Origin of the sequence: Magnetospirillum aberrantis SpK (genome assembly GCF_011022235.1) — a bacterium.
Lineage (GTDB): Bacteria > Pseudomonadota > Alphaproteobacteria > Rhodospirillales > Magnetospirillaceae > Magnetospirillum > Magnetospirillum aberrantis.
In genome coordinates this window covers 283,833-304,362 of record NZ_JAAIYP010000038.1, presented here as the reverse complement: position 1 = coordinate 304,362, position 20,530 = coordinate 283,833, and the positions used below count along the sequence as shown (strand labels likewise).

Annotated in this window: 22 protein-coding genes; 12 read left to right on the top strand and 10 right to left on the bottom strand. The window is 65.7% G+C overall.

Annotated features, from left to right (window positions below; translation table 11 throughout):
* Positions 1–13 precede the first annotated feature (13 nt).
* Positions 14–463, bottom strand: coding sequence for a hemerythrin domain-containing protein (locus G4223_RS12515; protein ID WP_163680030.1), 450 nt, complete (start codon positions 461–463; stop codon positions 14–16).
* Positions 460–882 (bottom strand): zf-TFIIB domain-containing protein, encoded by a 423-nt coding sequence (locus G4223_RS12510; RefSeq protein WP_163680028.1) that lies wholly within the window; start codon positions 880–882, stop codon positions 460–462. The genes G4223_RS12515 and G4223_RS12510 overlap by 4 nt, the downstream gene beginning before the upstream one ends.
* Positions 883–1,324: 442 nt before the next feature.
* On the opposite strand from G4223_RS12510, the gene sdhC reads away from it, so the two are divergent.
* From sdhC to G4223_RS12490, 4 genes are read left to right on the top strand one after another with little or no spacing between them, the layout of a single operon-like run.
* Positions 1,325–1,708 carry a succinate dehydrogenase, cytochrome b556 subunit gene (gene sdhC / locus G4223_RS12505; protein WP_163680026.1) on the top strand — a complete coding sequence of 128 codons (384 nt, stop codon included), beginning with the start codon at positions 1,325–1,327 and terminating at the stop codon, positions 1,706–1,708.
* 11 nt (positions 1,709–1,719) lie between these two features.
* Entirely contained in the window at positions 1,720–2,100 is a 381-nt protein-coding gene (sdhD, locus tag G4223_RS12500) for a succinate dehydrogenase, hydrophobic membrane anchor protein (RefSeq protein WP_163680024.1), read from the top strand.
* 5 nt (positions 2,101–2,105) lie between these two features.
* Positions 2,106–3,887 (top strand): succinate dehydrogenase flavoprotein subunit, encoded by a 1,782-nt coding sequence (sdhA, locus tag G4223_RS12495; protein WP_163680022.1) that lies wholly within the window; start codon positions 2,106–2,108, stop codon positions 3,885–3,887.
* 22 nt (positions 3,888–3,909) lie between these two features.
* Entirely contained in the window at positions 3,910–4,689 is a 780-nt protein-coding gene (locus tag G4223_RS12490) for a succinate dehydrogenase iron-sulfur subunit (protein WP_163680020.1), read from the top strand.
* Positions 4,690–4,759: 70 nt separating this feature from the next.
* Here the strand turns inward: G4223_RS12490 and G4223_RS12485 are convergent, their stop codons facing one another.
* The 3 genes from G4223_RS12485 to G4223_RS12475 form a co-directional block, all read right to left on the bottom strand.
* Complete coding sequence (locus G4223_RS12485) at positions 4,760–5,458, bottom strand: J domain-containing protein (protein ID WP_163680019.1); 699 nt, start codon at positions 5,456–5,458, stop codon at positions 4,760–4,762.
* Positions 5,459–5,467: 9 nt separating this feature from the next.
* A complete protein-coding gene (locus G4223_RS12480) occupies positions 5,468–8,032 on the bottom strand; it encodes a bifunctional diguanylate cyclase/phosphodiesterase (protein WP_338086875.1) in 2,565 nt (854 codons plus the stop codon).
* Positions 8,033–8,152: 120 nt separating this feature from the next.
* On the bottom strand, positions 8,153–9,100 hold the full coding sequence (locus G4223_RS12475; protein ID WP_163680017.1) for a UDP-glucuronic acid decarboxylase family protein: 948 nt from the start codon (positions 9,098–9,100) through the stop codon (positions 8,153–8,155).
* Positions 9,101–9,316: 216 nt separating this feature from the next.
* Here G4223_RS12475 and ffh point away from each other — a divergent pair, with 216 nt between their 5' ends.
* The 8 genes from ffh to leuB all read left to right on the top strand — a co-directional run bounded on the left by ffh (position 9,317) and on the right by leuB (position 16,359).
* Entirely contained in the window at positions 9,317–10,684 is a 1,368-nt protein-coding gene (ffh, locus tag G4223_RS12470) for a signal recognition particle protein (protein ID WP_163680014.1), read from the top strand.
* Positions 10,685–10,731: 47 nt separating this feature from the next.
* Complete coding sequence (gene rpsP / locus G4223_RS12465; RefSeq protein ID WP_163680011.1) at positions 10,732–11,100, top strand: 30S ribosomal protein S16; 369 nt, start codon at positions 10,732–10,734, stop codon at positions 11,098–11,100.
* A gap of 6 nt (positions 11,101–11,106) precedes the next feature.
* Positions 11,107–11,760, top strand: a complete 654-nt coding sequence (gene rimM, locus G4223_RS12460) for a ribosome maturation factor RimM (protein WP_163680407.1) — start codon at positions 11,107–11,109, stop codon at positions 11,758–11,760.
* A complete protein-coding gene (gene trmD, locus G4223_RS19755; protein WP_205762510.1) occupies positions 11,741–12,466 on the top strand; it encodes a tRNA (guanosine(37)-N1)-methyltransferase TrmD in 726 nt (241 codons plus the stop codon). The genes rimM and trmD overlap by 20 nt, the downstream gene beginning before the upstream one ends.
* A complete protein-coding gene (gene rplS, locus G4223_RS19750; RefSeq protein ID WP_205762493.1) occupies positions 12,467–12,949 on the top strand; it encodes a 50S ribosomal protein L19 in 483 nt (160 codons plus the stop codon).
* A 167-nt stretch (positions 12,950–13,116) separates the two neighbouring features.
* The gene (gene leuC / locus G4223_RS12450) at positions 13,117–14,520 is read left to right on the top strand and encodes a 3-isopropylmalate dehydratase large subunit (protein ID WP_163680007.1); all 1,404 of its coding nucleotides are present in this window, start codon (positions 13,117–13,119) and stop codon (positions 14,518–14,520) included.
* 13 nt (positions 14,521–14,533) lie between these two features.
* On the top strand, positions 14,534–15,139 hold the full coding sequence (gene leuD / locus G4223_RS12445; RefSeq protein WP_163680004.1) for a 3-isopropylmalate dehydratase small subunit: 606 nt from the start codon (positions 14,534–14,536) through the stop codon (positions 15,137–15,139).
* A gap of 113 nt (positions 15,140–15,252) precedes the next feature.
* The gene (leuB, locus tag G4223_RS12440; RefSeq protein ID WP_163680001.1) at positions 15,253–16,359 is read left to right on the top strand and encodes a 3-isopropylmalate dehydrogenase; all 1,107 of its coding nucleotides are present in this window, start codon (positions 15,253–15,255) and stop codon (positions 16,357–16,359) included.
* 63 nt (positions 16,360–16,422) lie between these two features.
* Here leuB and G4223_RS12435 read toward each other — a convergent pair whose 3' ends face one another.
* The 5 genes from G4223_RS12435 to G4223_RS12415 all read right to left on the bottom strand — a co-directional run bounded on the left by G4223_RS12435 (position 16,423) and on the right by G4223_RS12415 (position 20,347).
* Positions 16,423–17,175 carry a DODA-type extradiol aromatic ring-opening family dioxygenase gene (locus tag G4223_RS12435; protein ID WP_163679999.1) on the bottom strand — a complete coding sequence of 251 codons (753 nt, stop codon included), beginning with the start codon at positions 17,173–17,175 and terminating at the stop codon, positions 16,423–16,425.
* Positions 17,176–17,258: 83 nt separating this feature from the next.
* Positions 17,259–17,504, bottom strand: a complete 246-nt coding sequence (locus tag G4223_RS12430) for a DUF1178 family protein (RefSeq protein ID WP_163679997.1) — start codon at positions 17,502–17,504, stop codon at positions 17,259–17,261.
* A 46-nt stretch (positions 17,505–17,550) separates the two neighbouring features.
* The gene (locus G4223_RS12425) at positions 17,551–18,462 is read right to left on the bottom strand and encodes a site-specific tyrosine recombinase XerD (protein WP_163679995.1); all 912 of its coding nucleotides are present in this window, start codon (positions 18,460–18,462) and stop codon (positions 17,551–17,553) included.
* Positions 18,463–18,519: 57 nt separating this feature from the next.
* Complete coding sequence (locus tag G4223_RS12420; protein ID WP_163679993.1) at positions 18,520–20,226, bottom strand: antifreeze protein; 1,707 nt, start codon at positions 20,224–20,226, stop codon at positions 18,520–18,522.
* Positions 20,207–20,347, bottom strand: coding sequence for a hypothetical protein (locus tag G4223_RS12415; protein WP_163679991.1), 141 nt, complete (start codon positions 20,345–20,347; stop codon positions 20,207–20,209). Before G4223_RS12415 ends, G4223_RS12420 begins: the two co-directional genes overlap by 20 nt.
* Between the last annotated feature and the right edge of the window lie 183 nt (positions 20,348–20,530).

The following is a 20,530-nucleotide window of genomic DNA, read 5'->3' as shown; positions in this document are numbered from 1 at the left end:
GCGGTTGTCAGCGTCATTCCCGCAGATAGTCCTGGTCCCGCATGTCGGCGACCAGAATGTGGCCCAGCACGATCTTGCGCAGCATGGACGCCAGCGCCCGTTCGCGGGTGTCGGCATCCATGGCGGGCATGGCGGCGGCCAGTGTGGACAGTTCGGACCAGAGCACGCGATGTTCGCTCTGGTGGCTGTCGAGCCTGGGGCAGCGGTGCCGGGCCAGAACCGCTTCCTCGTTGGCGAAATGCACCTCGGCGACATCGCGCAGCCGCGCCAACGTGTGCTCCGGGTCCAACGGCCGTCCGTCCGTGCCCCGTCCGCGATAGAGGTCGTTCAGCACGGCGACGATGTCGCGATGCTCGTTGTCGAGCAGCGCGTTGCCCACCGAATAGGCCTCGTCCCAATGGATCAGGTCGTCCGGGGGCGGAGGGGGCACAGCCCCGTGGAGCAATCGGCCGAGCAGGGTCATGATGCGTCCTCCACCCATGAGTGGGGAACCGGTGGCGCGTCCGTCGGCAGCGAGGCGGGCAAGGTGGTGTGGCGGATCATGCCGGAGCTGTCGACGAATTGGCTGAGGCCGCAGGCCGGGCATACCCGCAAGTCGCCGCCATCGGCGTCATGATGCTCCAGCGGCGCGCCGCAGGACGGGCACAAAGCCGGTGCGGCTTCATGCTCCTGTATTTCTTTTATTTCATTTTCAACGACATCTATGTTGCGCTTGATGTCATCCTCACGTTTCTTGAGGTCTCTTAGCGCATTCAATGTCGCCACCATCAGCCGAAGCATGAGCGACCCTTGGCGGCGAAGCACGGAAACCTCCTGCCTCAGCGCCTGAATCGCGCTGTCCTGCGCTGTATCGTGGGTCTGTGGCAGCAGATCGTGGCCCATGGCGAGCCTCCCGCCAATTTCACTCTTTAGTGGCAGTGTAGCATTTTTTGGGGTGTCTGTGGATAAAATGCGCACAAGTATAAATGCATAATACAGAAGTCGCAAATACAGTCTGTGCGTATTGTGCGTTGCCGTAATACACATTGCGTACAATTTTATTGAGTTTCATAGGGCGTCGGTTGTCGTGCGGGTAGGCGGCGGCGGGTGGGTTTGGCGGCGAGAAAAATTTCATTTGCAACATTACGGAAAAGTCAGCGTTTCCGCGCCTTTCCAGCGTTCTCTGACAGGCAAACCACCCGAAGGGGTGGGGTGATGGAGGCGATACCTGCCAAAAAGTGTGGCATCGCCTCGTTGACTCGAGGCCCCCCAACCGCTAAACACTTGCCCCATTGCCGCATTTGGGCCTTTGGGCCTTTCACGACCGTTTCGGGGGCTTATTGCCATGACCACGCGCAACCGGCCGCTTTCCCCACACCTGCAGATCTATCGGCTGCCCCTGTTGGCGCTGATGTCCATCACCCACCGCATCACCGGCGTCGGCCTGGTGGTCGGTCTGGTCGCGCTTGCCGCGTGGCTGGGTGCCGCCGCTTCCGGCCCGGCGGCTTTTGCAGTCGCCCAGAGCCTGCTTGGCTCGCCCATCGGCTTGCTTCTGCTGTTTGGCTGGAGCGTCGCCCTGTTCTTCCATCTCGGCCACGGCGTCCGCCACCTGTTGTGGGACACCGGCTGGGGCTTCGAGCTGCCGCAGGCTTATGCCTCGGCCTACGTGTCTCTCGGCGTCACCGCCGTGCTGACCGTCGTCGCCTGGGCCGCGGCTCTGCTGGTCTGAGGGAGGCAAACATGACCCTGCGTAATCCCATCGGCCGCGCTCGCGGCGTCGGTTCGGCAAAGGAAGGCGTCGGCCACCATTGGTCGACCGTGGTGACCGCCGTCGCCCTGGTGCCGCTCAGCCTGTGGTTCGTCATCTCGTTGATCGGCCTGCACGGCGCCGACTATGCCGCCTTCAAGGCTTGGCTGTCCGGCCCGTTCAACGCCACCATGTTCGTGTTGACCATCCTGGTCGTCGTCTACCACGCCCAGCTCGGCGTGCAGATGGTGGTTGAGGACTATGTCCACGGCAAGGGCATCAAGTTCGCGACCCTGGTCGGCATCAAGCTGGGTGCCGCCTTCCTCGCCGTCTTCATGACGGTGTCGGTCCTCAAAGTCGCTGTTGGAGTCTGACGACCATGGCTGCCTACAAGATCGTTGACCACACCTATGACGTGGTGGTTGTCGGCGCCGGCGGCGCCGGCCTCCGTGCCACCATGGGCATGGGTGTCGCGGGCTTCAAGACCGCCTGCATCACCAAGGTGTTCCCCACCCGCTCGCACACCGTCGCCGCCCAGGGCGGCATCGGCGCTTCGCTCGGCAACATGGCCGAGGACAATTGGAAGTGGCACATGTACGACACCGTCAAGGGGTCGGACTGGCTGGGCGACCAGGATGCCATCGAATACATGTGCCGCGAGGCCGTGCCGGCGGTGTACGAACTCGAGCATTTCGGCGTGCCGTTCTCGCGCACCCCGGAAGGCAAGATCTACCAGCGCCCGTTCGGCGGCCACATGCGCAATTTCGGCGAAGCTCCGGTGCAGCGTGCCTGCGCCGCCGCCGACCGCACCGGCCACGCCATCCTGCACACGCTGTACTCGCAGTCGCTGAAGCATTCGTGCGAATTCTTCGTCGAGTACTTCGCCCTGGACCTGATCATGGAAGACGGCGTCTGCCGTGGCGTCATGGCCTGGAACCTGGACGACGGCACCCTGCATCGTTTCCGCGCCCACAAGGTGGTGCTGGCTTCGGGCGGTTATGGCCGCGCCTACTTCAGCTGCACCTCGGCCCACACCTGCACCGGTGACGGCCACGGCATGGTGGCCCGCGCCGGCCTGCCGCTCCAGGACATGGAATTCGTGCAGTTCCACCCGACCGGTATCTACGGTTCGGGCTGCCTGATCACCGAAGGCGCCCGCGGCGAAGGTGGCTACGTCACCAACTCGGCCGGCGAGCGCTTCATGGAGCGTTATGCGCCGACCGCCAAGGATCTGGCCTCGCGTGACGTCGTCTCGCGCGCCATGACCATGGAAATCCGCGAAGGCCGCGGCGTCGGCAAGGAAAACGACCACATCTACCTGCATCTGGAGCACCTGGGCGCCGAGACCCTGGAACTGCGTCTGCCGGGCATTTCCGAGACGGCGAAGATCTTCGCCGGCGTGGACGTGACCAAGCAGCCGATCCCGGTGCTGCCGACCGTGCACTACAACATGGGCGGTATCCCGACCAACGTGCATGGCGAAGTGCTGCGTCCGACCGCCGACAATCCCGACGCCACCGTCGAGGGATTGATGGCCATCGGCGAGGCGGCTTGCGTGTCGGTGCACGGCGCCAACCGCCTGGGCACCAACTCGCTTCTGGACATCGTGGTGTTCGGCCGCGCGGCGGCGCTCCGCTGCCAGGAGACCCTGAAGCCCGGCACTGCCCACAAGCCGCTGCCCAAGGATGCCGGCGACAACGCCGTCGCTCGCTTCGACCGTCTGCGCAACGCCTCGGGTTCGCTGCACACCAGCGAAATCCGTCTGGCCATGCAAAAGACCATGCAGATGGACGCGGCGGTGTTCCGCACCTCCAAGTCGCTGGCCGAAGGCTGCGAAAAGCTGGGTCAGGTCGCTTCCACCCTGCCGCAGATCAAGATCAACGACCGTTCCACCGTGTGGAACTCGGATCTGGTCGAGGCGCTGGAACTGGAAAACCTGATGGATTGCGCGCTCGCCACCATCGTTTCGGCCGAGGCTCGTCACGAGTCGCGCGGCGCTCACGCCCACGAGGATTTCCCCGAGCGTGACGACGTGAACTGGCAGAAGCACACCCTGGCCACCGTCAAGGACGGCAAGGTGACCCTGGACTACCGTCCGGTGCACACCTACACGCTGACCGACGAGGTCGAGTACATCAAGCCGCAAAAGCGCGTGTACTAAGGCCAGGGAAGGAGAAACAGACATGGTCGAATTCGCCCTGCCCGCCAACTCCCGCGTTCAGCCCGGCAAGACCTACAAGGCCGCCGGCGCCAAGAACGTCAAGGTGTTCAAGATCTACCGCTACGATCCGGATTCGGGTGCCAACCCGCGTCTCGACTCGTACGAGATCGACCTGGACCATTGCGGTCCGATGGTTCTGGACGCGTTGTTGAAGATCAAGAACGAGATCGACTCGACCTTGACCTTCCGCCGCTCGTGCCGCGAAGGCATCTGCGGTTCGTGTGCCATGAACATCGACGGCACCAACACCCTTGCCTGCCTCAAGCCCATCGAGGAGATCAAGGGAGACGCCAAGATCTATCCGCTGCCGCATATGCCGGTGGTCAAGGATCTGATCCCTGACCTGACCGTGCCCTATGCCCAACTGGCGTCGATCCAGCCGTGGATGCAGACCCAGTCGCCGCCGCCGCCGGATGGCGAGCGGTTGCAGTCGCCGGAGGAGCGCGAAAAGCTCGATGGCCTGTGGGAATGCATCCTGTGCTTCTGCTGCCAGACCTCGTGCCCGAGCTACTGGTGGAACGGTGAAAAGTATCTCGGCCCGTCGATCCTGTTGCAGGCGGCGCGCTGGATCCACGATACCCGCGACGAGTTCACCGGCGAGCGTCTCGACGCTCTCGAGGACCCGTTCAAGCTGTATCGTTGCCATACCATCATGAACTGCACGAAGACCTGCCCCAAGGGTTTGAACCCGGCCAAGGCCATCGGCAGCATCAAGGAAAAGCTGTTGGAGCGCCGGAGCTAAGCTCCGGCCTTTCACCGGCCCCGAAAAGAGCCCGCCTTCGACAGCGTCGAAGGCGGGCTTTCTTTTTCCATCAGTCCCGCAAGAATTCCATGGCCTGGTTGAGCTGGCTCATGCGGTGGTGGCTGCCGTAATGGCTGTCGGGGTGGTGGATGGTGGCCAACATGCGGAAACGCGCGCGGATGGTGCGTTTGTCCGGCCGCGACCCCGGCGGGAATCCCAAGACGTGCAACGCCTCGTCACGGCTCGATATGCCATGGGGAAGCGGGTCGAAAGCCAGGACGCTGACGATGGCTTTCAACCGTTCCACCTCTTCGGTGGCGGCTTCGATGGCGTGGTTGACTTCGGTCGCGGGAGGCGGTGGCGGCGGTGGTGGTGGCGGTTCTGGACGGGCGTTGGGGTCTTCGAGCTTCAGCACCATGGAGCCCGAATCCATGGCCAGGGCCAGGGCCAGGGCGCGACGGATGAAGGAAACCTCGAATCCCGGCGCCATGCGGATCTGAAGCCGGGGTTTGCGGCGCCACGGCCGCCCTTCGGCCGGGCCGGATTTCAGGATCACCGTCTCGCGGTCGCCGGCCGGCGGCTCGCCGGGATCGGCGAAGGCGGCGATGACCGGTGACGGCATCACCAGAAGCACCGAACGGGCGATGTCGCCGACGTTGACCCGGTGTCTGGCGGCCAACGCCTCGACCGCGTCGCGGAAAGCCGAGGCGCAGGGAATGGTATAGGAATGCTTGACGGTGCCCGATGCGGGCGGGGAAGCGTTGGTCATGGAATCCGGCTAGGCCCTGAGCCGGTCTTCGTTGAAATGCAGCCGGCGGCCCTCGGTCAACAGCTTGCCCATTTCCTCGGCCGGCAACGGGCGTGAGAACAGATAGCCCTGCATCTGGTCGCAGCCCAGGCCGCGCAGGAACTCCAGATGCTGGGAATGCTCGACGCCTTCGGCGATCACCTTCATCCTGAGCGCCTTGGCCATGGCGACGATGGCGTCGACGATGGCCGCGTCGTTGGGATCGGTGGTGATGTCCATGACGAAGCTGCGGTCGATCTTGAGCTTGGAAATAGGGAAGCGCTTCAGCACCGACAGCGACGAATAGCCGGTGCCGAAATCGTCGATGGCGCAGGCCAGTCCCATGTCCTTCAGCGTCTGCACGACGCCGATGGCGCTTTCGGCATCCCGCATGGCCGAACTCTCGGTCAGTTCGAGTTCGAGATAGCGCGGATCGAGGCCGCTGTCGGCCAGGGTGTTTTCCAAGGTGGCGATCAGGCGCCGTGCGTATTGGAACTGCCGGCCGGAAATGTTGACCGCCACCGGGATGGCGGGAAGCCCTTGCTCCTGCCAGGCTTTGTTCTGGCGGGAACATTGGGTCAGCATGACGTCGCAGATGGCGTCGATCAGCCCCGATTCCTCGGCCACCGGGATGAACTCGCCGGGGGCCACCATGCCCATCTCGGGACTTTTCCACCGGACCAGCGCTTCCATGCCCACCACTTCGCCGGTGGTCAGGTCGACCTGGGGCTGGAAATAGGGGATGAACTCGCCGTGCTCGACGGCACGGCGCAGCTTGTTTTGCAGCGTCAGCGTCTTGGACGCGCGCGAACTCATTTCCTTGGTGAAGAACTGCACCGTCGCCGGCCCCTGGGCCTTGGCCCGGTGCAACGCCGCCTCGGCGTTCTTGATCAGGGTCTCGGCGTCCTCGCCGTCGCGGGGGAACAAGGCGACACCGCTGCATGCGGAAATCTCGAATTCCTCGTCCGCCACCGCCACCGGCACTTGGGCCAGGGCGTGCAGGCGCTCGACCGCCTCGGTCAACTCGCGCTTCGAGGCGAAGCCGGTCAGCATCAGCAGGAAGCGGTCGCCCGATGCCCGCGCCATGACGTCGTCGCGGCCCAGGGCGGCCTGAAGGATGTCGGCGGCGGCGATCAGCACCTGGTCGCCGACCGAGTGGCCCATGGTGGCGTTGATGATGCCGAAGCGGTCGATCCCCAGGCTCATCACGGCCAGCAGACCGTGGTGCTGGCGCGCCGCCTCGCGGGCGGCGGTGAAGCGTTCCAGAAAGGCCGGACGGTTGGGCAGCCGCGTCAGGGGGTCGTAGAACGCCAGGAACGACAGACGCTGTTCCGCCACCTTGCGGTCGGTGACGTCGATGATGATGCCGTCCCAGACGATGTCGCCGTTGTCGCGCCGGGTCGGGCGCGACTGGCCGCGCAGCCAGCGGCGGCGGCCGTCGCGTCCGATCGCCGCGATTTCTTCCTCGAACGGCTCCATGGTGCGCGCCGACCGCCCCAGCGCAGCCAGGAAGCGCTGGCGCTCGTCGGTGGAAACGGCGTTCAGGAACAATTGCGGGTCGGCCATCAACTCTTCGGGCTCGACGCCCAGGAAGTCGCGGCAGCCTTCGGAAACATAGGTGAAGTCCAATTGCCCGTCGGCGCGCAGCACGCGCTGAAACACCATGCCGGGCATGTTGGCGGCGATGGCGCCCAGCCGTTGCTCGGACTCGCGCAACGCCGCCTCGGTGGCCTTGCGGGCGGTGATGTCGCGGCCGATGGCGACGAACAGGCGGTGCCCCTCCAGCCGCACTTCCGAGGTGGACAGTTCCAGGGCGAAGATGCTGCCGTTCTTGCGTTGCCCCACCAATTCGCGCGGACCGCCGCCGACCAGACCGCCGGCACCATCCAGCAGGTCGCCGCACAACGGGTTCGGGTGTGCCTGGGTGGTGGCCAGCAGCATGCCGAATTCCCGTCCGGCCAACTCGGCCGCGTTCCAGCCGAACAAGCGTTCGGCGGCGGCGTTGACGGTGTCGATGATGCCGCCTTCGCTCAGGATCAGGATGGAATCGGCGGCATGTTCCATCAGCATGTCGAGACGGAACTCGGCGCGGCGGCCTTCGGTCACGTCGATCAGGGCACCGTCCCACACCACCGCGCCGTCGCCGTCGCGGCGCGGCTTCGACGCGCCTTTCAGCCAGCGGACCTCGCCCGAATGGGTGATGGCGCGGAACTCCTCGACACACAGGGACATGTCGGCGGCGGAACGCTGGATGGCGTCGAGGTGGGAATCACGGTCGGCCCAATGGACCACATGCAGGCAGCCCTTGGCGTTGACCGCCATGGCTTCCGGTCCCAGCCCCAGCACGGCGTGCAGATTCCCGGAGAACGAGGGGTAGCTGAGCGCGCCGTCAGCTTCCATGCGGCGCTGGAAGGTGAAGCCGGGAAGGCTGTCGGAAATGGCTTCAAGGCGCAAGGCGAGGTCGTGGGGAACCCGAGCATAGACGGCATCAGCCGCCACGCCGGAATCTTCCGCCGTGGTGGTCGCGTCGTCGTTGGTGTCCTTGTTCCTGGTCACCCGTTCGCTCCAGCCGCCCGCCGGACGGAAACACCTTTCCGCCAGCCGTCATGATGGTATCGGCCTTGCCCTGTCCTGGCAACGGCGTACAGCTTTGGGAAGGGGCAATGCGTCCGTTGGTCAGCCGACCTTATTGCGGAAGTATTCGATCGTGCGCTGCAAACCTTCCTCAAGCGGGATGGTCGGCGCCCAGCCCAGGGCCTCGCGGGCCTTGGTGATGTTGGGCTGGCGTTGGCGGGGATCGTCGGCCGGCAGCGGCAGGAACACCAGCTTGGACGTGGATTTGGTCAGCCTCAGCACCGCCTCGGCCAGTTCGATCATGGTGAACTCGCCGGGATTGCCCAGGTTGATGGGGCCGGTGACGTCGTCGCCCGAGTTCATCAGCCGCACGAAACCTTCGATCAGGTCGTCGCAATAGCAGAACGAGCGGGTCTGGCTGCCGTCGCCATAGATGGTGATGTCGCGGCCTTCCAGCGCCTGGACGATGAAGTTGGACACCACGCGGCCGTCGTCGGGATGCATGCGCGGGCCGTAGGTGTTGAAGATACGCGCCACCTTGATGCGGGTGCCATGCTGGCGATGGTAGTCGAAGAACAAGGTCTCGGCGCAGCGCTTGCCTTCGTCGTAACAGGCGCGCGGGCCGATGGTGTTGACGCTGCCGCGGTATTCCTCGACCTGGGGGTGAACCTCGGGGTCGCCGTACACTTCCGAGGTCGAGGCCTGGAAAATCTTGGCGTCGATGCGCTTGGCCAGACCCAGCATGTTGATGGCGCCATGCACGCTGGTCTTGGTGGTCTGCACCGGGTCGCGCTGGTAATGGATGGGCGAGGCCGGGCAGGCCAGGTTGTAGATCTCGTCCACTTCCACATAGAGCGGGAAGGTGACGTCGTGGCGGATCAACTCGAAATACGGGTTGCCCATCAGGTGGGCGATGTTGTCCTTGGACCCGGTGAAGAAGTTGTCGGCGCACAGCACGTCGCAGCCTTCGGCCAACAGGCGTTCGCACAGATGCGAGCCCAGGAAGCCAGCCCCGCCCGTTACCAGAACCCGCTTGCGACCGTATTTCATCGAACCACCCTTCGATCCAAGGACTATAGAGGTGAGAGGTTCTTATTCTTCTTGAGGGGGGGCGGCAAGCGCGCTGTTGACTCTGGGGCCAGGAAACGCGTAAAAACGCAGCCTCTCCAGGTTTCCGGGAGAAAACCGTCACCACGGTGACCCGCCAGTCCGCGAAGGTACGCGCACTGGCGCGCTGTCGTTTGGGGCGAATCGTTAGGGGTTTCGATGTTCGAAAGTCTGAGCCAGCGTCTGTCTTCCGTTTTCGACAAGCTCACCGGTCGCGGTGCGCTGTCGGAAGCCGACGTGACCGAGGCGTTGCGCGAAGTTCGCGTGGCGTTGCTGGAAGCCGACGTCGCCCTGCCGGTGGTCAAGGATTTCGTGGCGCGCGTCAAGGCGCGCGCCATCGGCCAGGAGGTGGTGAAGTCCGTCTCTCCCGGTCAGATGGTGGTCAAGATCGTTCATGACGAACTGATCGCCACGCTTGGCACCGAAGGGGTCGAACTCAACCTCAACGCCGTTCCCCCCGCCGTCATCCTGATGGTCGGCCTTCAGGGCTCGGGCAAGACCACCACCTCGGGCAAGCTGGCGGTGCGCCTCAAGAAAGAGCGCAAGAAGGTCCTGCTCGCCTCGCTCGACGTCTACCGTCCCGCCGCCCAGCAGCAGTTGGAGATCCTGGCGGGCCAAGCCGATGTCGGCTCGTTGCCCATCATCATGGGCGAGATGCCGGTGGCCATCACCAAGCGCGCCCTGGAGATGGGGCGCAAGGAAGGCTACGACGTCGTCATCCTCGACACCGCCGGCCGTCTGCATATCGACCAGGAACTGATGGCCGAGGTCGCCGCCGTGCGCGATGTGGCCAAGCCGGTCGAGACCTTGCTGGTCGCCGACGCCATGATCGGCCAGGACGCGGTGACCCTGGCGCACGAATTCAACGAAAAGGTCGGCGTCACCGGTATCGTGCTGACCCGCGTCGATGGCGATTCGCGCGGTGGCGCGGCGCTTTCCATGCGTGCCGTCACCGGCCGCCCCATCAAGTTCCTTGGTCAGGGTGAAAAGCTCGACGCGCTCGAGGTCTTCCATCCCGACCGTATCGCCGGCCGTATCCTGGGCATGGGCGACGTGGTGTCCCTGGTCGAGAAGGCCATGGAGACCGTCGATCAGGAAGAGGCCGAGAAGCTTGCCAAGCGCATCGAAAAGGGCAAGTTCGACCTCAACGACATGCTCAGCCAGTTCAAGCAGGTCGAGAAGATGGGCGACCTCAAGGGCATCCTCGGCATGATGCCGGGCATCGGCAAGATGGCCGCCCAGCTCAAGGACGCCAAGATCGACAACAAGGCGGTGGCCCGGCAAAAGGCCATCATCCAGTCGATGACGCCCGCCGAACGCCGCAACCCGGACCTGATCAAGGCGTCGCGCAAGAAGCGCATCGCCGCCGGGTGTGGCCTGTCGGTGCAGGACGTCAACAAGTTGCTCAAGCAGCACCAGCAGATGGCCGACGTCATGAAGAAGGTCGGCAAGCTGGGGCAAAAGGGCTTGATGAGACATGGCCTGGGCGGGCTGATGCCCCCCGGCATGCGTGGGTTCGGCCGCTGATCCGGCCGGTTGGTTTTAAGGTTTCGAGTTAAAGGGAAGTTGGAAATATGGCTCTGAAGATTCGTCTGGCCCGTGGCGGTGCCAAGAAGCGTCCGTTCTACCGCATCGTCGTGGCCGATGCCCGTTGCCCGCGCGACGGCCGCTTCATCGAGAAGATCGGCACCTACAACCCGCTGCTGCCGGCCGACCACGCCGAGCGCTTCGTGCTGAACACCGAAGCCGCCAAGAAGTGGCTGGCCGTCGGCGCCCAGCCGACCGACCGCTTGGTGCGCATGTTCTCCAACCTCGGCCTGGTCGCCGCCCCGGTCCGCCCCGAGCAGACCAAGAAGTGCGCCCCCAAGGCCAAGGCCCAGGAGCGCGCCAAGCAGGCCGCCGAGCGTGCCGCCGCCGCCGCCGAAGAATCGGCCGCCGAGTAATCGGTGATGGGAACCCGCGTGTGCGTCGGCGCCATCGTTGGCGCGCATGGGGTCCGCGGTCAGGTCCGCGTCAAAAGCTTCACCGACGATCCGTTGGATGTGGCCGCTTATGGCCCGGTGGAGGACGAGGACCGAACCCGCCGCTTCAAGCTCAAGGTGATGGGCGAGGCCAAGGGCCTGGTGATCGCCAAGCTTGATGGGGTGGACGACCGCGACGCCGCCGAGGCCCTGCGCGGAACACGTCTGTACGTGTCCCGCGACAAGCTGCCGGAAACGGACGAGGACGAGTTCCTTTATTCCGATCTGGTGGGGCTTCGGGCAGAAACGGCGGATGGCTCGGTGGTCGGCACCGTGCGCGGTGTCGCCGATTTCGGCGCCGGCGAGGTGCTGGACCTGGGCACGTTCATGGTTCCGTTCACCAAGGCCGACGTGCCGGTGGTGGACATCGCCGGGGGACGGGTGGTGGTGGTTTCGCCGCAATACGCCCCCGACGACAAGGATGAGGCCGGAGCGAGCGAAGCGAGGGACTGGGCCGTTGAGGCCCCGCGAAGCGGCCGAAGCGAAAGCGAAGGGCAAGCGGAGCGTAAGCCAACCGAGCGGAGCGAGGGCCGGCGTTCGAGGCAAGAGAAAGAGGATCGGCGTGGGGACCGAGGTGAATAACGCGCCGTGGCATGCCACGGTGCTTACCCTCTTCCCCGAGATGTTTCCGGGACCGCTGGGCCTTTCCTTGGCCGGGCGGGCCCTGGCGAAGGGAACGTGGTCGCTGGACGCGGTGAACATTCGCGATTTCGCGAAGGACAAACACCGCTCGGTCGATGACGAACCCTTCGGCGGCGGTGCCGGCATGGTCATGCGCCCAGATGTTCTGGACGCGGCCATCAAGGGTGCTGGCGGAAGCGGGCCGTTGATTTACATGACCCCGCGCGGGCGGCCGATGGATCAGCGGCTGGTGCGGGAACTGGCGGACGGACCGGGTGCCACCATCCTGTGCGGCCGCTTCGAAGGTGTTGACCAGCGGGTGCTGGACGCGCACGGCGCGCTCGAGGTTTCCTTGGGTGATTTCGTGCTGTCGGGGGGGGAACTCCCGGCGCTGGTGCTGCTGGACGCCATCGTCCGCCTGTTGCCGGGGGTTCTCGGCAACAAGGAGACGCTGGACGAGGAAAGTTTCGAGTGGGGACTTCTGGAATATCCCCACTATACCCGTCCCGCCGAATGGCAGGGCCGGGCGGTGCCCGAGGTTCTGGTCTCGGGGCACCATGAAAAGATACGCGACTGGCGCCGTCGCCAGTCCGAGGATGTAACACGGACACGCCGACCGGACCTGTGGCTCCGGTATGCCTCTGCCAAGGATAGTGAGGGCAAGTAGATGAACATCATTCAGCAGCTCGAGCAGGAGCAGATCGCCAAGCTGACCGAAGGCAAGGTGATCCCGGAATTCGCTCCGGGCGACACCGTCAAGGTCAACGTGAAGGTGATCGAAGGCAACCGCGAGCGCGTGCAGGCCTATGAGGGCGTGTGCATCGGCCGCAAGAACGACGGCCTGAACAGCCACTTCGTCGTGCGTAAGATTTCCTACGGCGAGGGTGTGGAGCGTATCTTCCCGCTCTATTCCCCGAACATCGCCTCGATCGAGGTGGTTCGCCGTGGTGACGTCCGTCGCGCCAAGCTCTATTACCTGCGTGACCGTCGCGGCAAGTCGGCTCGCATCGCCGAGCAGACCACCGGCTATTCGGCCAAGGTGACCGCCGCCGAGCGTGAGGCCGCCGCCGCCGACAAGGCCGCCGCCGTGGAGGCCCAGAAGGCCGCCAAGGCCGCCAAGGCCGCCGCCGCCGAAGGCGCCAGCGAGTAAGGTGCCGATTGCCGCCCTTCGGGGCGGCAATTTGCCATGCGTCATGCCCCGCTTTTGTCGGCGGCCTGGGAATCCCCCCAGGTGCCGGCGAACGCGGGGCATCGCTATGATGGTTTCATGACAGGGTGAAATGCCACCCGCCCGTGACAACACGTCAAGGAAGACCCATGTCCAAGCCGCGTACTCTGTTCGACAAGATCTGGGACGCCCATCTGGTGGACGTTCAGGATGACGGCACCTCGTTGCTGTACATCGACCGCCACATGGTGCACGAGGTGACCAGCCCGCAGGCGTTCGAAGGCCTGCGTATGGCCGGCCGCAAGGTCCGTCACCCCGAGGCCACCCTGGCCGTCGCCGACCACAACGTGCCGACCACCGACCGTTCCAAGGGCATCGAGAACGCGGAATCGCGCATCCAGGTGGAAACCCTGGAGAAGAACGCCAAGGACTTCGGCGTCGAGTTCTACGCCATGGACGACATCCGCCAGGGCGTGGTGCACATCGTCGGCCCGGAACAGGGCTTCACCCTGCCCGGCACCACCATTGTCTGCGGCGACAGCCATACCGCCACCCATGGCGCGTTCGGCGCCTTGGCCTTCGGCATCGGCACCTCGGAAGTCGAACATGTGCTGGCCACCCAGACCCTGGTGCAGAAGCCGGCCAAGAACATGCGCATCACCGTCAAGGGAAGCGCTCCGGCCGGTGTGACCGCCAAGGACATCGTGCTGGCCATCATCGGCAAGATCGGCACCGCCGGCGGCACCGGCTATGTGGTCGAGTTCGCGGGCGAGGCCATCACCTCGCTGTCCATGGAGGGCCGCATGACGGTCTGCAACATGGCCATCGAGGGCGGCGCCCGCGCCGGCCTGATCGCCCCGGACCAGACCACCTTCGACTACGTCGCCGGCAAGCCGCGCGCCCCCAAGGGCGCCGCGTTCGAGGCCGCCGTGTCGTATTGGAAGACCCTGTTCACCGATCCGGGCGCCAAATTCGACGCCGAGATCGAGATCGACGCCGCCACCCTGGTTCCCCAGGTGACCTGGGGCACCAGCCCCGAGGATGTGATTCCGATCACCGGCACCGTGCCGGTGCCGGCCGACATCAAGGACGAGGGCAAGCGCAAGGCGGTCGAGCGGTCGCTGGACTACATGGGCCTGGAAGCGGGCATGAAGGCCACCGACATCAAGATCGACGTGGTGTTCATCGGCTCGTGCACCAACGGCCGCATCGAGGATTTCCGCGCCGCCGCCGAAATCTTCAAGGGCCGCAAGGTGGCCGCGGGCGTGCAAGCGCTGATCGTGCCCGGTTCCGGTCTGGTCAAGGAACAGGCCGAGGCCGAGGGCCTGGACAAGATCTTCATCGAAGCGGGTGCCGAATGGCGCGAGCCGGGCTGCTCGATGTGTCTGGCCATGAACGCCGACCAGTTGAAGCCGGGCCAGCGTTCCGCCTCGACCTCGAACCGCAATTTCGAGGGACGCCAGGGACGTGGCGGCCGCACCCATCTGGTCAGCCCGGCCATGGCCGCCGCCGCCGCCATCACCGGCAAGCTGACCGACGTGCGCTCGCTGTAAGGGGATCGGACAAATGGAAAAGTTCACCAAGCTGACCGGCGTCGCCGCGCCCCTGAACATGATCAATGTCGACACCGACATGATCATCCCCAAGCAGTTCCTGAAGACCATCAAGCGCACGGGTCTGGGCAAGAACCTGTTCGACGAGATGCGTTATACCCAGGACGGCGCCGAGGTGCCGGATTTCGTGCTGAACAGGCCGGCCTACCGCAACGCCAAGGTGCTGATCGGCGGCGCCAATTTCGGCTGTGGCTCGTCGCGCGAACATGCGCCGTGGGCCATCGCCGATTTCGGCATCCGCTGCGTCATCGCCCCCAGCTTCGCCGACATCTTCTTCAGCAACTCGTTCAAGAACGGCATCTTGCTGATCAAGCTGCCGGTGGACACCGTCAACGGGCTGATGAAGCAGGCCGAGAACGGCGCCAACGCCACCTTCACCATCGATCTGGAAAAGCAGGAGATCACCGCGCCCGACGGGTCGGTGACGGCGTTCGACGTCGATCCGTTCAAGAAGCATTGCCTGCTGAACGGACTCGACGACATCGGCCTGACGCTGCAAAAGGCCGACAAGATCGAGGCCTTCGAAGCGGCCCGCGCGCAGTCGTCGCCCTGGCTCTGAGTTTTTCGTCACCCCCGCGCAAGCGGGGGGCCATGCCGCCGCCTGGATGCCCGCTTGTGCGGGCATGACGCTTTAGGGGCGGCGCAACCAAATCTTTTCGGAGGGTTTTCCCTATGGCCGCCAAGAAGCTTCTCATCCTGCCCGGCGACGGCATCGGTCAGGAAGTGATGGTCCAGGTCCGCCGCATCATCGACTGGATGGGCAAGAAGCGGAACATCGAATTCGAGATCACCGAGGGCCTGATCGGCGGCTCGGCCTTCGACGCCACCGGCACGCCGCTGCCGCAGGAAACCCTCGACGCCGCCCTGGCCGCCGACGCCGTGCTGCTGGGCGCCGTGGGCGGTCCCAAGTGGGACGACCTGCCGTTCGACAAAAAGCCCGAGCGCGGCCTGTTGGGTATCCGCAAGGAAATGGGCCTGTTCGCCAACCTGCGTCCGGCCACCGTGTTCGACGCCCTGGTGGACGCCTCGACCCTGAAGTCCGAAGTGGTGTCGGGTCTCGACATCATGATCGTGCGTGAACTGACCGGCGGCCTCTATTTCGGTCAGCCGCGCGGCATCGAGACGCTGCCGAACGGCGAGCGCAAGGGCGTCAACACGCTCACCTACACCACCAGCGAGATCCAGCGCATCGGCCGCGCCGCCTTTGATCTGGCCCGCAAGCGCAACAAGAAGCTGACCAGCGTCGACAAGGCCAACGTGCTGGAATGCACCGTGCTGTGGCGCGAAGAGATGATCAAGCTGCAACAGACCGAATACCCGGACGTGCAACTCGAGCATATGTACGTGGACAACGCCTCGATGCAGCTGGTGCGCAATCCCAAGCAGTTCGACGTGATGGTGACCGAGAACATGTTCGGCGACATCCTGTCCGACTGTGCCGCCATGCTGACCGGTTCGCTCGGCATGTTGCCGTCGGCCAGCCTCGGCGCCGCCGACGCCAACGGCAACCGCAAGGCGCTGTACGAGCCGGTGCACGGTTCCGCCCCGGACATCGCCGGCAAGGACATCGCCAACCCGCTGGCGACCATCCTCAGCTTCTCCATGTGCCTGCGTTACAGCTTCAACATGGTCGCCGAGGCCGATTTGATCGAGACCGCGGTCAAGAACGTGCTGAAGGGCGGCCTGCGCACCGCCGACATCATGTCGCCGGGCAAGGCCAAGGTCTCGACGACCGTGATGGGCGAAGCCATCGTGCGCGAGTTGGACAAGCTGTCCTAAGCGGCTTTCGCTGCGATCAAGGGGGCGCCCCGGCCGGGGCGCCCCCTTTTCATTCCCCCTTTTTCATTCCCAGGCATAGGCATCCATGGCGAGGCAGCCGTCCTGGCTGCGATGCACGACGCGGCCATGGCCGTCGTCGCCGGCACCCATGGCCACGAACAACGGCAACAGGTGTTCGTCGGTGGGATGGGCGAAGGCCGCCTCGGGGGCGCGGGGGCGATAGGCCAGCAAGTCCTCGGTGCTGTCCTTGGCCACCTTGGCCGCCATCCAGTCGGCGAAAGCGACGTTGCGGGCCGTCGCCAAGGGGTCGTCGCCGAAATAGGCGCGCAAGTTATGGGTCAACGCGCCCGAGCCCAGGATCAGCACGCCGTCATGACGCAGCCCCGCCAGTTTGCGTCCCAGCAGGTAATGGTGGGTGGGGTCCTCGCCCGCCTGAATGGACAATTGCAGGACGGGAATGTCGGCCTGGGGCCAGCCCAGCAGCAACGGTACCCAGGCGCCGTGGTCCAGGCCATGCTCCACCGGTTCCGCCCCGCTCATGCGCGCGATGGTCGCCGCCAACTCGGGATCTCCGGGGGCGTCATAGCGCAGGTCGTACAATTCGGGCGGAAAGCCGCGAAAATCGTGGATGGTGCGGGGGTGGGCGGAATTCGACACCTGGGGAGCCGGCGTCGTCCAATGGGCCGATATCACCACGATGGCACGCGGGCGCGGCACGATGTCCGCCAGCCGGGTCAGGAAATCGCGGGCCGGCGAAGGTTCGACCAGGATCATGGGCGAACCGTGCGACACGAACAGGGCGGGCATTGGGGACATGACGGCCTCCGGCAAACGACCCTGTCAGCATGCCACCGGTGCCGGGCGAACACATCCCGGCACCGGGGAAACGCTGTGTTTCGTCAGTGTTGCCCGGCGAAGGCGCAGCCGCCGCAACCGCCGCCCGATCCCCCGGGCATGCAGGCCGGGGCCGGCGCGGCGGCGGCCTTGGCGACGTTGGGGGCCATGATCGCCTTGCTGATGGCGGTGTCGCCGCACTCCGGGCACTTCAGTTCGCCTGCGTCCTTTCGGCTGTCGTACTCGCCGGAATTCGAGAACCATTCCTCGAAATGGTGGTCATGCGAACAGCGCAGCGTGTAACGGATCATGGGGAAAATCCTGAAAAGACATGGGTTGGCGCGGTTTATAGCACATTCAGCCCTTGGGTTTCAGCAATCCGGCCAAGGGGTGGTGCTGTTGCACCAGCCGGGTCTTCGGCTCGTCCAGCACATGGGTATAGATTTCGGTGGTGGCGATGTCGGCATGGCCCAACAATTCCTGGACCACGCGCAGATCGGCGCCGTGTGCCAGCAGGTGGGTGGCGAAGGCGTGACGCAGCACATGCGGCGACAGACGACGCGGATCGATGCCGGCCGTCATGCCGACGCGCAGCAAATGCTTGGCGAAGGCCGAGCGGCTGAGGTGGCCGCTTTTGCCATGGGCCGGGAACAGCCAGCGCGACGGCTTCTTGCCCAACAGGCCGGCACGGACGGCGATCCAGTCCTTGACCGCGCGCCGGGCGGGGTCGGACAGCGGCACCAGGCGTTCCTTGTCGCCCTTGCCGCGCACCACCATCATGTCGGGGTCGCGGGCCACCGCCGCATAGGGCAGGCCGACCAGTTCCGACACCCGCAACCCGGTGGCGTACAGAAGCTCCAAAAGCGCGGTCATCATCGTTCCGCGCGGCGCCTCCAGGGCGCGGGCGGCGGCTAACAGCGCCTCGACGTCGTCCTCGCTCAGCACTTTGGGCAGTACCCGGCCCAGACGGGGCGAATCCAGGCGCGAGGTGGGATCGTCCTGGCGCCAGCCCTCGGCATAGACGAAGCCATAGAATTGCCTGAGGCACGACAGCCGCCGCGCCTGTGTACGCGGTGCCAGCCCGCAATCGGCCAGGGCTCGCATATAGGCCGACAGGTCGGCGGCCGAGGCATTGGCCGCGCCGGTGCCGCGCCGGCTCAGGAACCCGTCGAGGTCGTCGAGGTCGCGGCGATAGGCGTCGAGCGTGTTGAACGAGGCGCCGCGTTCGACGCTCATCATTTCCAGGAAGGTTTCGATCTGGCGGGACATGGCGCGGGTCCCTTCGTCCGGCCCCGTTCCCCGCTGTCGCGGGGAACGGGGATACGGTCAGATGCCGTTGGCCAGCATGGCCTCGACGGCCAGCTTGCGGGCGTCCTGGCCCAGGCCGACCACCGTCAGGGCGCTGATGGCTTCGGTCAGCGAGATGGGATCGACGCTGTCCAGCGGCTGTTCGCCCAGCATGGCCAGCGCGGCCAGGACGGTGGTGCCCATGCGGGCGTCCAGCGCCGCCGACTGCACCAGGGCGAACAAGGCGGGACGCGGTCCCTGGGCCGGCAACGACAGGGCGTCCAGCCAGAACACGTCCGGCAGCTTGGCGCCCAATGCCGCCAGCGTGCCCAGCACCACCGCCGACCGCCGTGCGGCCAGTTCGGGCGGCAGGCCGTTCAGGCTGTCGCGCCAGGCGGACAAAGCCTGAAGGTCCACCGCCTGCCCCGGTTCGGCCGCCATGACCGCGCTCAGCGGCCACAGGCGGACCAATGCTCCGCCGGCCGCCGGGTCGGTGCGGGCCAGTTCCAGCCATTTGGCGTGGTCGGCCTGACCCAGGGCGATGGCGGCACGGGCGAAGGTGGGGGCCACGGTGATCAGCGCCGGATCGGGCTGAAGCTGGGCCAGAAGCGGCGAGAACACCCGCGCGGCGCCGGCCAGTTGTCCCTTGGCGGCCCCCAGTTCCAACGCCTTGGCGACGAAATGGGCGCGGATCAGCGGATCGGGCTGGTCGGTGGCGGCGCGGAACAACAGGGCGCGGCCGTGCAGCCCGGCCTCTTCCGCCTTGACCAGCGGCGCGGCCAGTTCGTCGGGGGCGAAGGTGGCTTCGAGGTACAGCTTGCGCAGTTGCTCGGCCGACAGCACCCCGGCCGCTTCCGCCCGTTCGCCGGCGGCCAGCCGGGTGTCGAACGGCGTGGCGAAGGACATGGCCACCGCCTTGGCCACCGGCGCCGAGGCCTTGGCCACGCCGTTGGCCGGCAGCGGCAGCTTGGCGGCGCCGAAGGCGGCGACGTGCAGGGGGGTGATGTCGTCCACCACGATCTTGTCGGCGGGGATCGGCGGCAGGCCGGCCAGAACCTCGGCGGCGGCGACGAAACCGGCGTCCACCTCCTTGCGTTCGCGCAGCAGGTCAAGGCCCAGGTTGCCTTCGAGCGTGCGGCCGGCCAGATAGTTGCACAGCACAGCCAGCCGGGGCTGGCTGCCGTCCTTGGGGAATTCGGCGCAGGCGGCGTCGGTGCGGCCGGTCAGCAATTGCGCGTCCAGCTTGACGCGGCGCATGACGCTGCCTTCCACCACCTGCGGTGCCATGGCCGACAATTGGACGACGCCGTCGTTGTCGCCCATGGCGGCAAGACGTTCGGCCCTCAGGTCCACCAGCGACGGCCGGTCGCCGGCCACCGCGCCTTCGGGGGCGGTGGCGGCGGTCAGCAGCAGGCGCCGTTGCAGGTTGCGCGCCGCCAGCGACGACGGCGTTCCCGGCAGCATGGGCACCAGCTTGCGCACCACCATTGCCTTTGTTCCCGCCCACAAGGTGGGGGGCAGGCCGCCATGGGCCTGGTCCAGGGTGCCGACCGATTCGGCGTTGGGCGCCTTGAGGTCGTCCACCTTGACCTCTATCTCGCGGGCCGGGTTCGCCGGCTCGGCCAGTTCCATGGTATCGGGGTCGAAGGTGGAAAGCGGGGCCTGGGCGTGCGCCGGAACGGCACAAACCAAGGCGGCGGCGGCCATCAGGCCGGCCGCCTTGGCCTTAGCGCGGCAGCTTGTCATCGGGGATCACCTTCTCGACCGTGGCCGAGGGCGGCGGCAGGTCGAACGTGGCAAGGAAGATGCCACCGCCGACGACGACGGCGAGCACCAGGGCGACCAGCACTGCGGCGAGCTTGCTCATGGAGTGTTGCGAACCTTACGTTATGACTTCTGGACACGCCCGGCCTCGGGCGGATAAAAGCGGCAGGGGTGTTGACCGGATCAGGTCTCCCCCCAACCATGGACGGCGGTCTGGTCCTTGCGGGCAAGACGGCGACGCGACAAAGGCTAGGGTTCGACCATGGCGAATCTGGGGCAGTGTATC

What these genes read in the sequence shown, in the direction of transcription:
- G4223_RS12435 (WP_163679999.1), bottom strand. Translation starts at nt 17,175, where the DNA reads ATGTCCCCAATGCCCGCCCTGTTCGTGTCGCACGGTTCGCCCATGATC.
- G4223_RS12415 (WP_163679991.1), bottom strand. Translation starts at nt 20,347, where the DNA reads ATGAGCAAGCTCGCCGCAGTGCTGGTCGCCCTGGTGCTCGCCGTCGTC.
- rpsP (WP_163680011.1), top strand. Translation starts at nt 10,732, where the DNA reads ATGGCTCTGAAGATTCGTCTGGCCCGTGGCGGTGCCAAGAAGCGTCCG.
- sdhD (WP_163680024.1), top strand. Translation starts at nt 1,720, where the DNA reads ATGACCCTGCGTAATCCCATCGGCCGCGCTCGCGGCGTCGGTTCGGCA.
- ffh (WP_163680014.1), top strand. Translation starts at nt 9,317, where the DNA reads ATGTTCGAAAGTCTGAGCCAGCGTCTGTCTTCCGTTTTCGACAAGCTC.
- G4223_RS12485 (WP_163680019.1), bottom strand. Translation starts at nt 5,458, where the DNA reads ATGACCAACGCTTCCCCGCCCGCATCGGGCACCGTCAAGCATTCCTAT.
- G4223_RS12425 (WP_163679995.1), bottom strand. Translation starts at nt 18,462, where the DNA reads ATGTCCCGCCAGATCGAAACCTTCCTGGAAATGATGAGCGTCGAACGC.
- G4223_RS12510 (WP_163680028.1), bottom strand. Translation starts at nt 882, where the DNA reads ATGGGCCACGATCTGCTGCCACAGACCCACGATACAGCGCAGGACAGC.
- leuD (WP_163680004.1), top strand. Translation starts at nt 14,534, where the DNA reads ATGGAAAAGTTCACCAAGCTGACCGGCGTCGCCGCGCCCCTGAACATG.
- sdhA (WP_163680022.1), top strand. Translation starts at nt 2,106, where the DNA reads ATGGCTGCCTACAAGATCGTTGACCACACCTATGACGTGGTGGTTGTC.
- G4223_RS12430 (WP_163679997.1), bottom strand. Translation starts at nt 17,504, where the DNA reads ATGATCCGTTACACGCTGCGCTGTTCGCATGACCACCATTTCGAGGAA.
- G4223_RS12515 (WP_163680030.1), bottom strand. Translation starts at nt 463, where the DNA reads ATGACCCTGCTCGGCCGATTGCTCCACGGGGCTGTGCCCCCTCCGCCC.
- G4223_RS12490 (WP_163680020.1), top strand. Translation starts at nt 3,910, where the DNA reads ATGGTCGAATTCGCCCTGCCCGCCAACTCCCGCGTTCAGCCCGGCAAG.
- leuB (WP_163680001.1), top strand. Translation starts at nt 15,253, where the DNA reads ATGGCCGCCAAGAAGCTTCTCATCCTGCCCGGCGACGGCATCGGTCAG.
- rplS (WP_205762493.1), top strand. Translation starts at nt 12,467, where the DNA reads ATGAACATCATTCAGCAGCTCGAGCAGGAGCAGATCGCCAAGCTGACC.
- sdhC (WP_163680026.1), top strand. Translation starts at nt 1,325, where the DNA reads ATGACCACGCGCAACCGGCCGCTTTCCCCACACCTGCAGATCTATCGG.
- G4223_RS12475 (WP_163680017.1), bottom strand. Translation starts at nt 9,100, where the DNA reads ATGAAATACGGTCGCAAGCGGGTTCTGGTAACGGGCGGGGCTGGCTTC.
- leuC (WP_163680007.1), top strand. Translation starts at nt 13,117, where the DNA reads ATGTCCAAGCCGCGTACTCTGTTCGACAAGATCTGGGACGCCCATCTG.
- G4223_RS12420 (WP_163679993.1), bottom strand. Translation starts at nt 20,226, where the DNA reads ATGACAAGCTGCCGCGCTAAGGCCAAGGCGGCCGGCCTGATGGCCGCC.
- rimM (WP_163680407.1), top strand. Translation starts at nt 11,107, where the DNA reads ATGGGAACCCGCGTGTGCGTCGGCGCCATCGTTGGCGCGCATGGGGTC.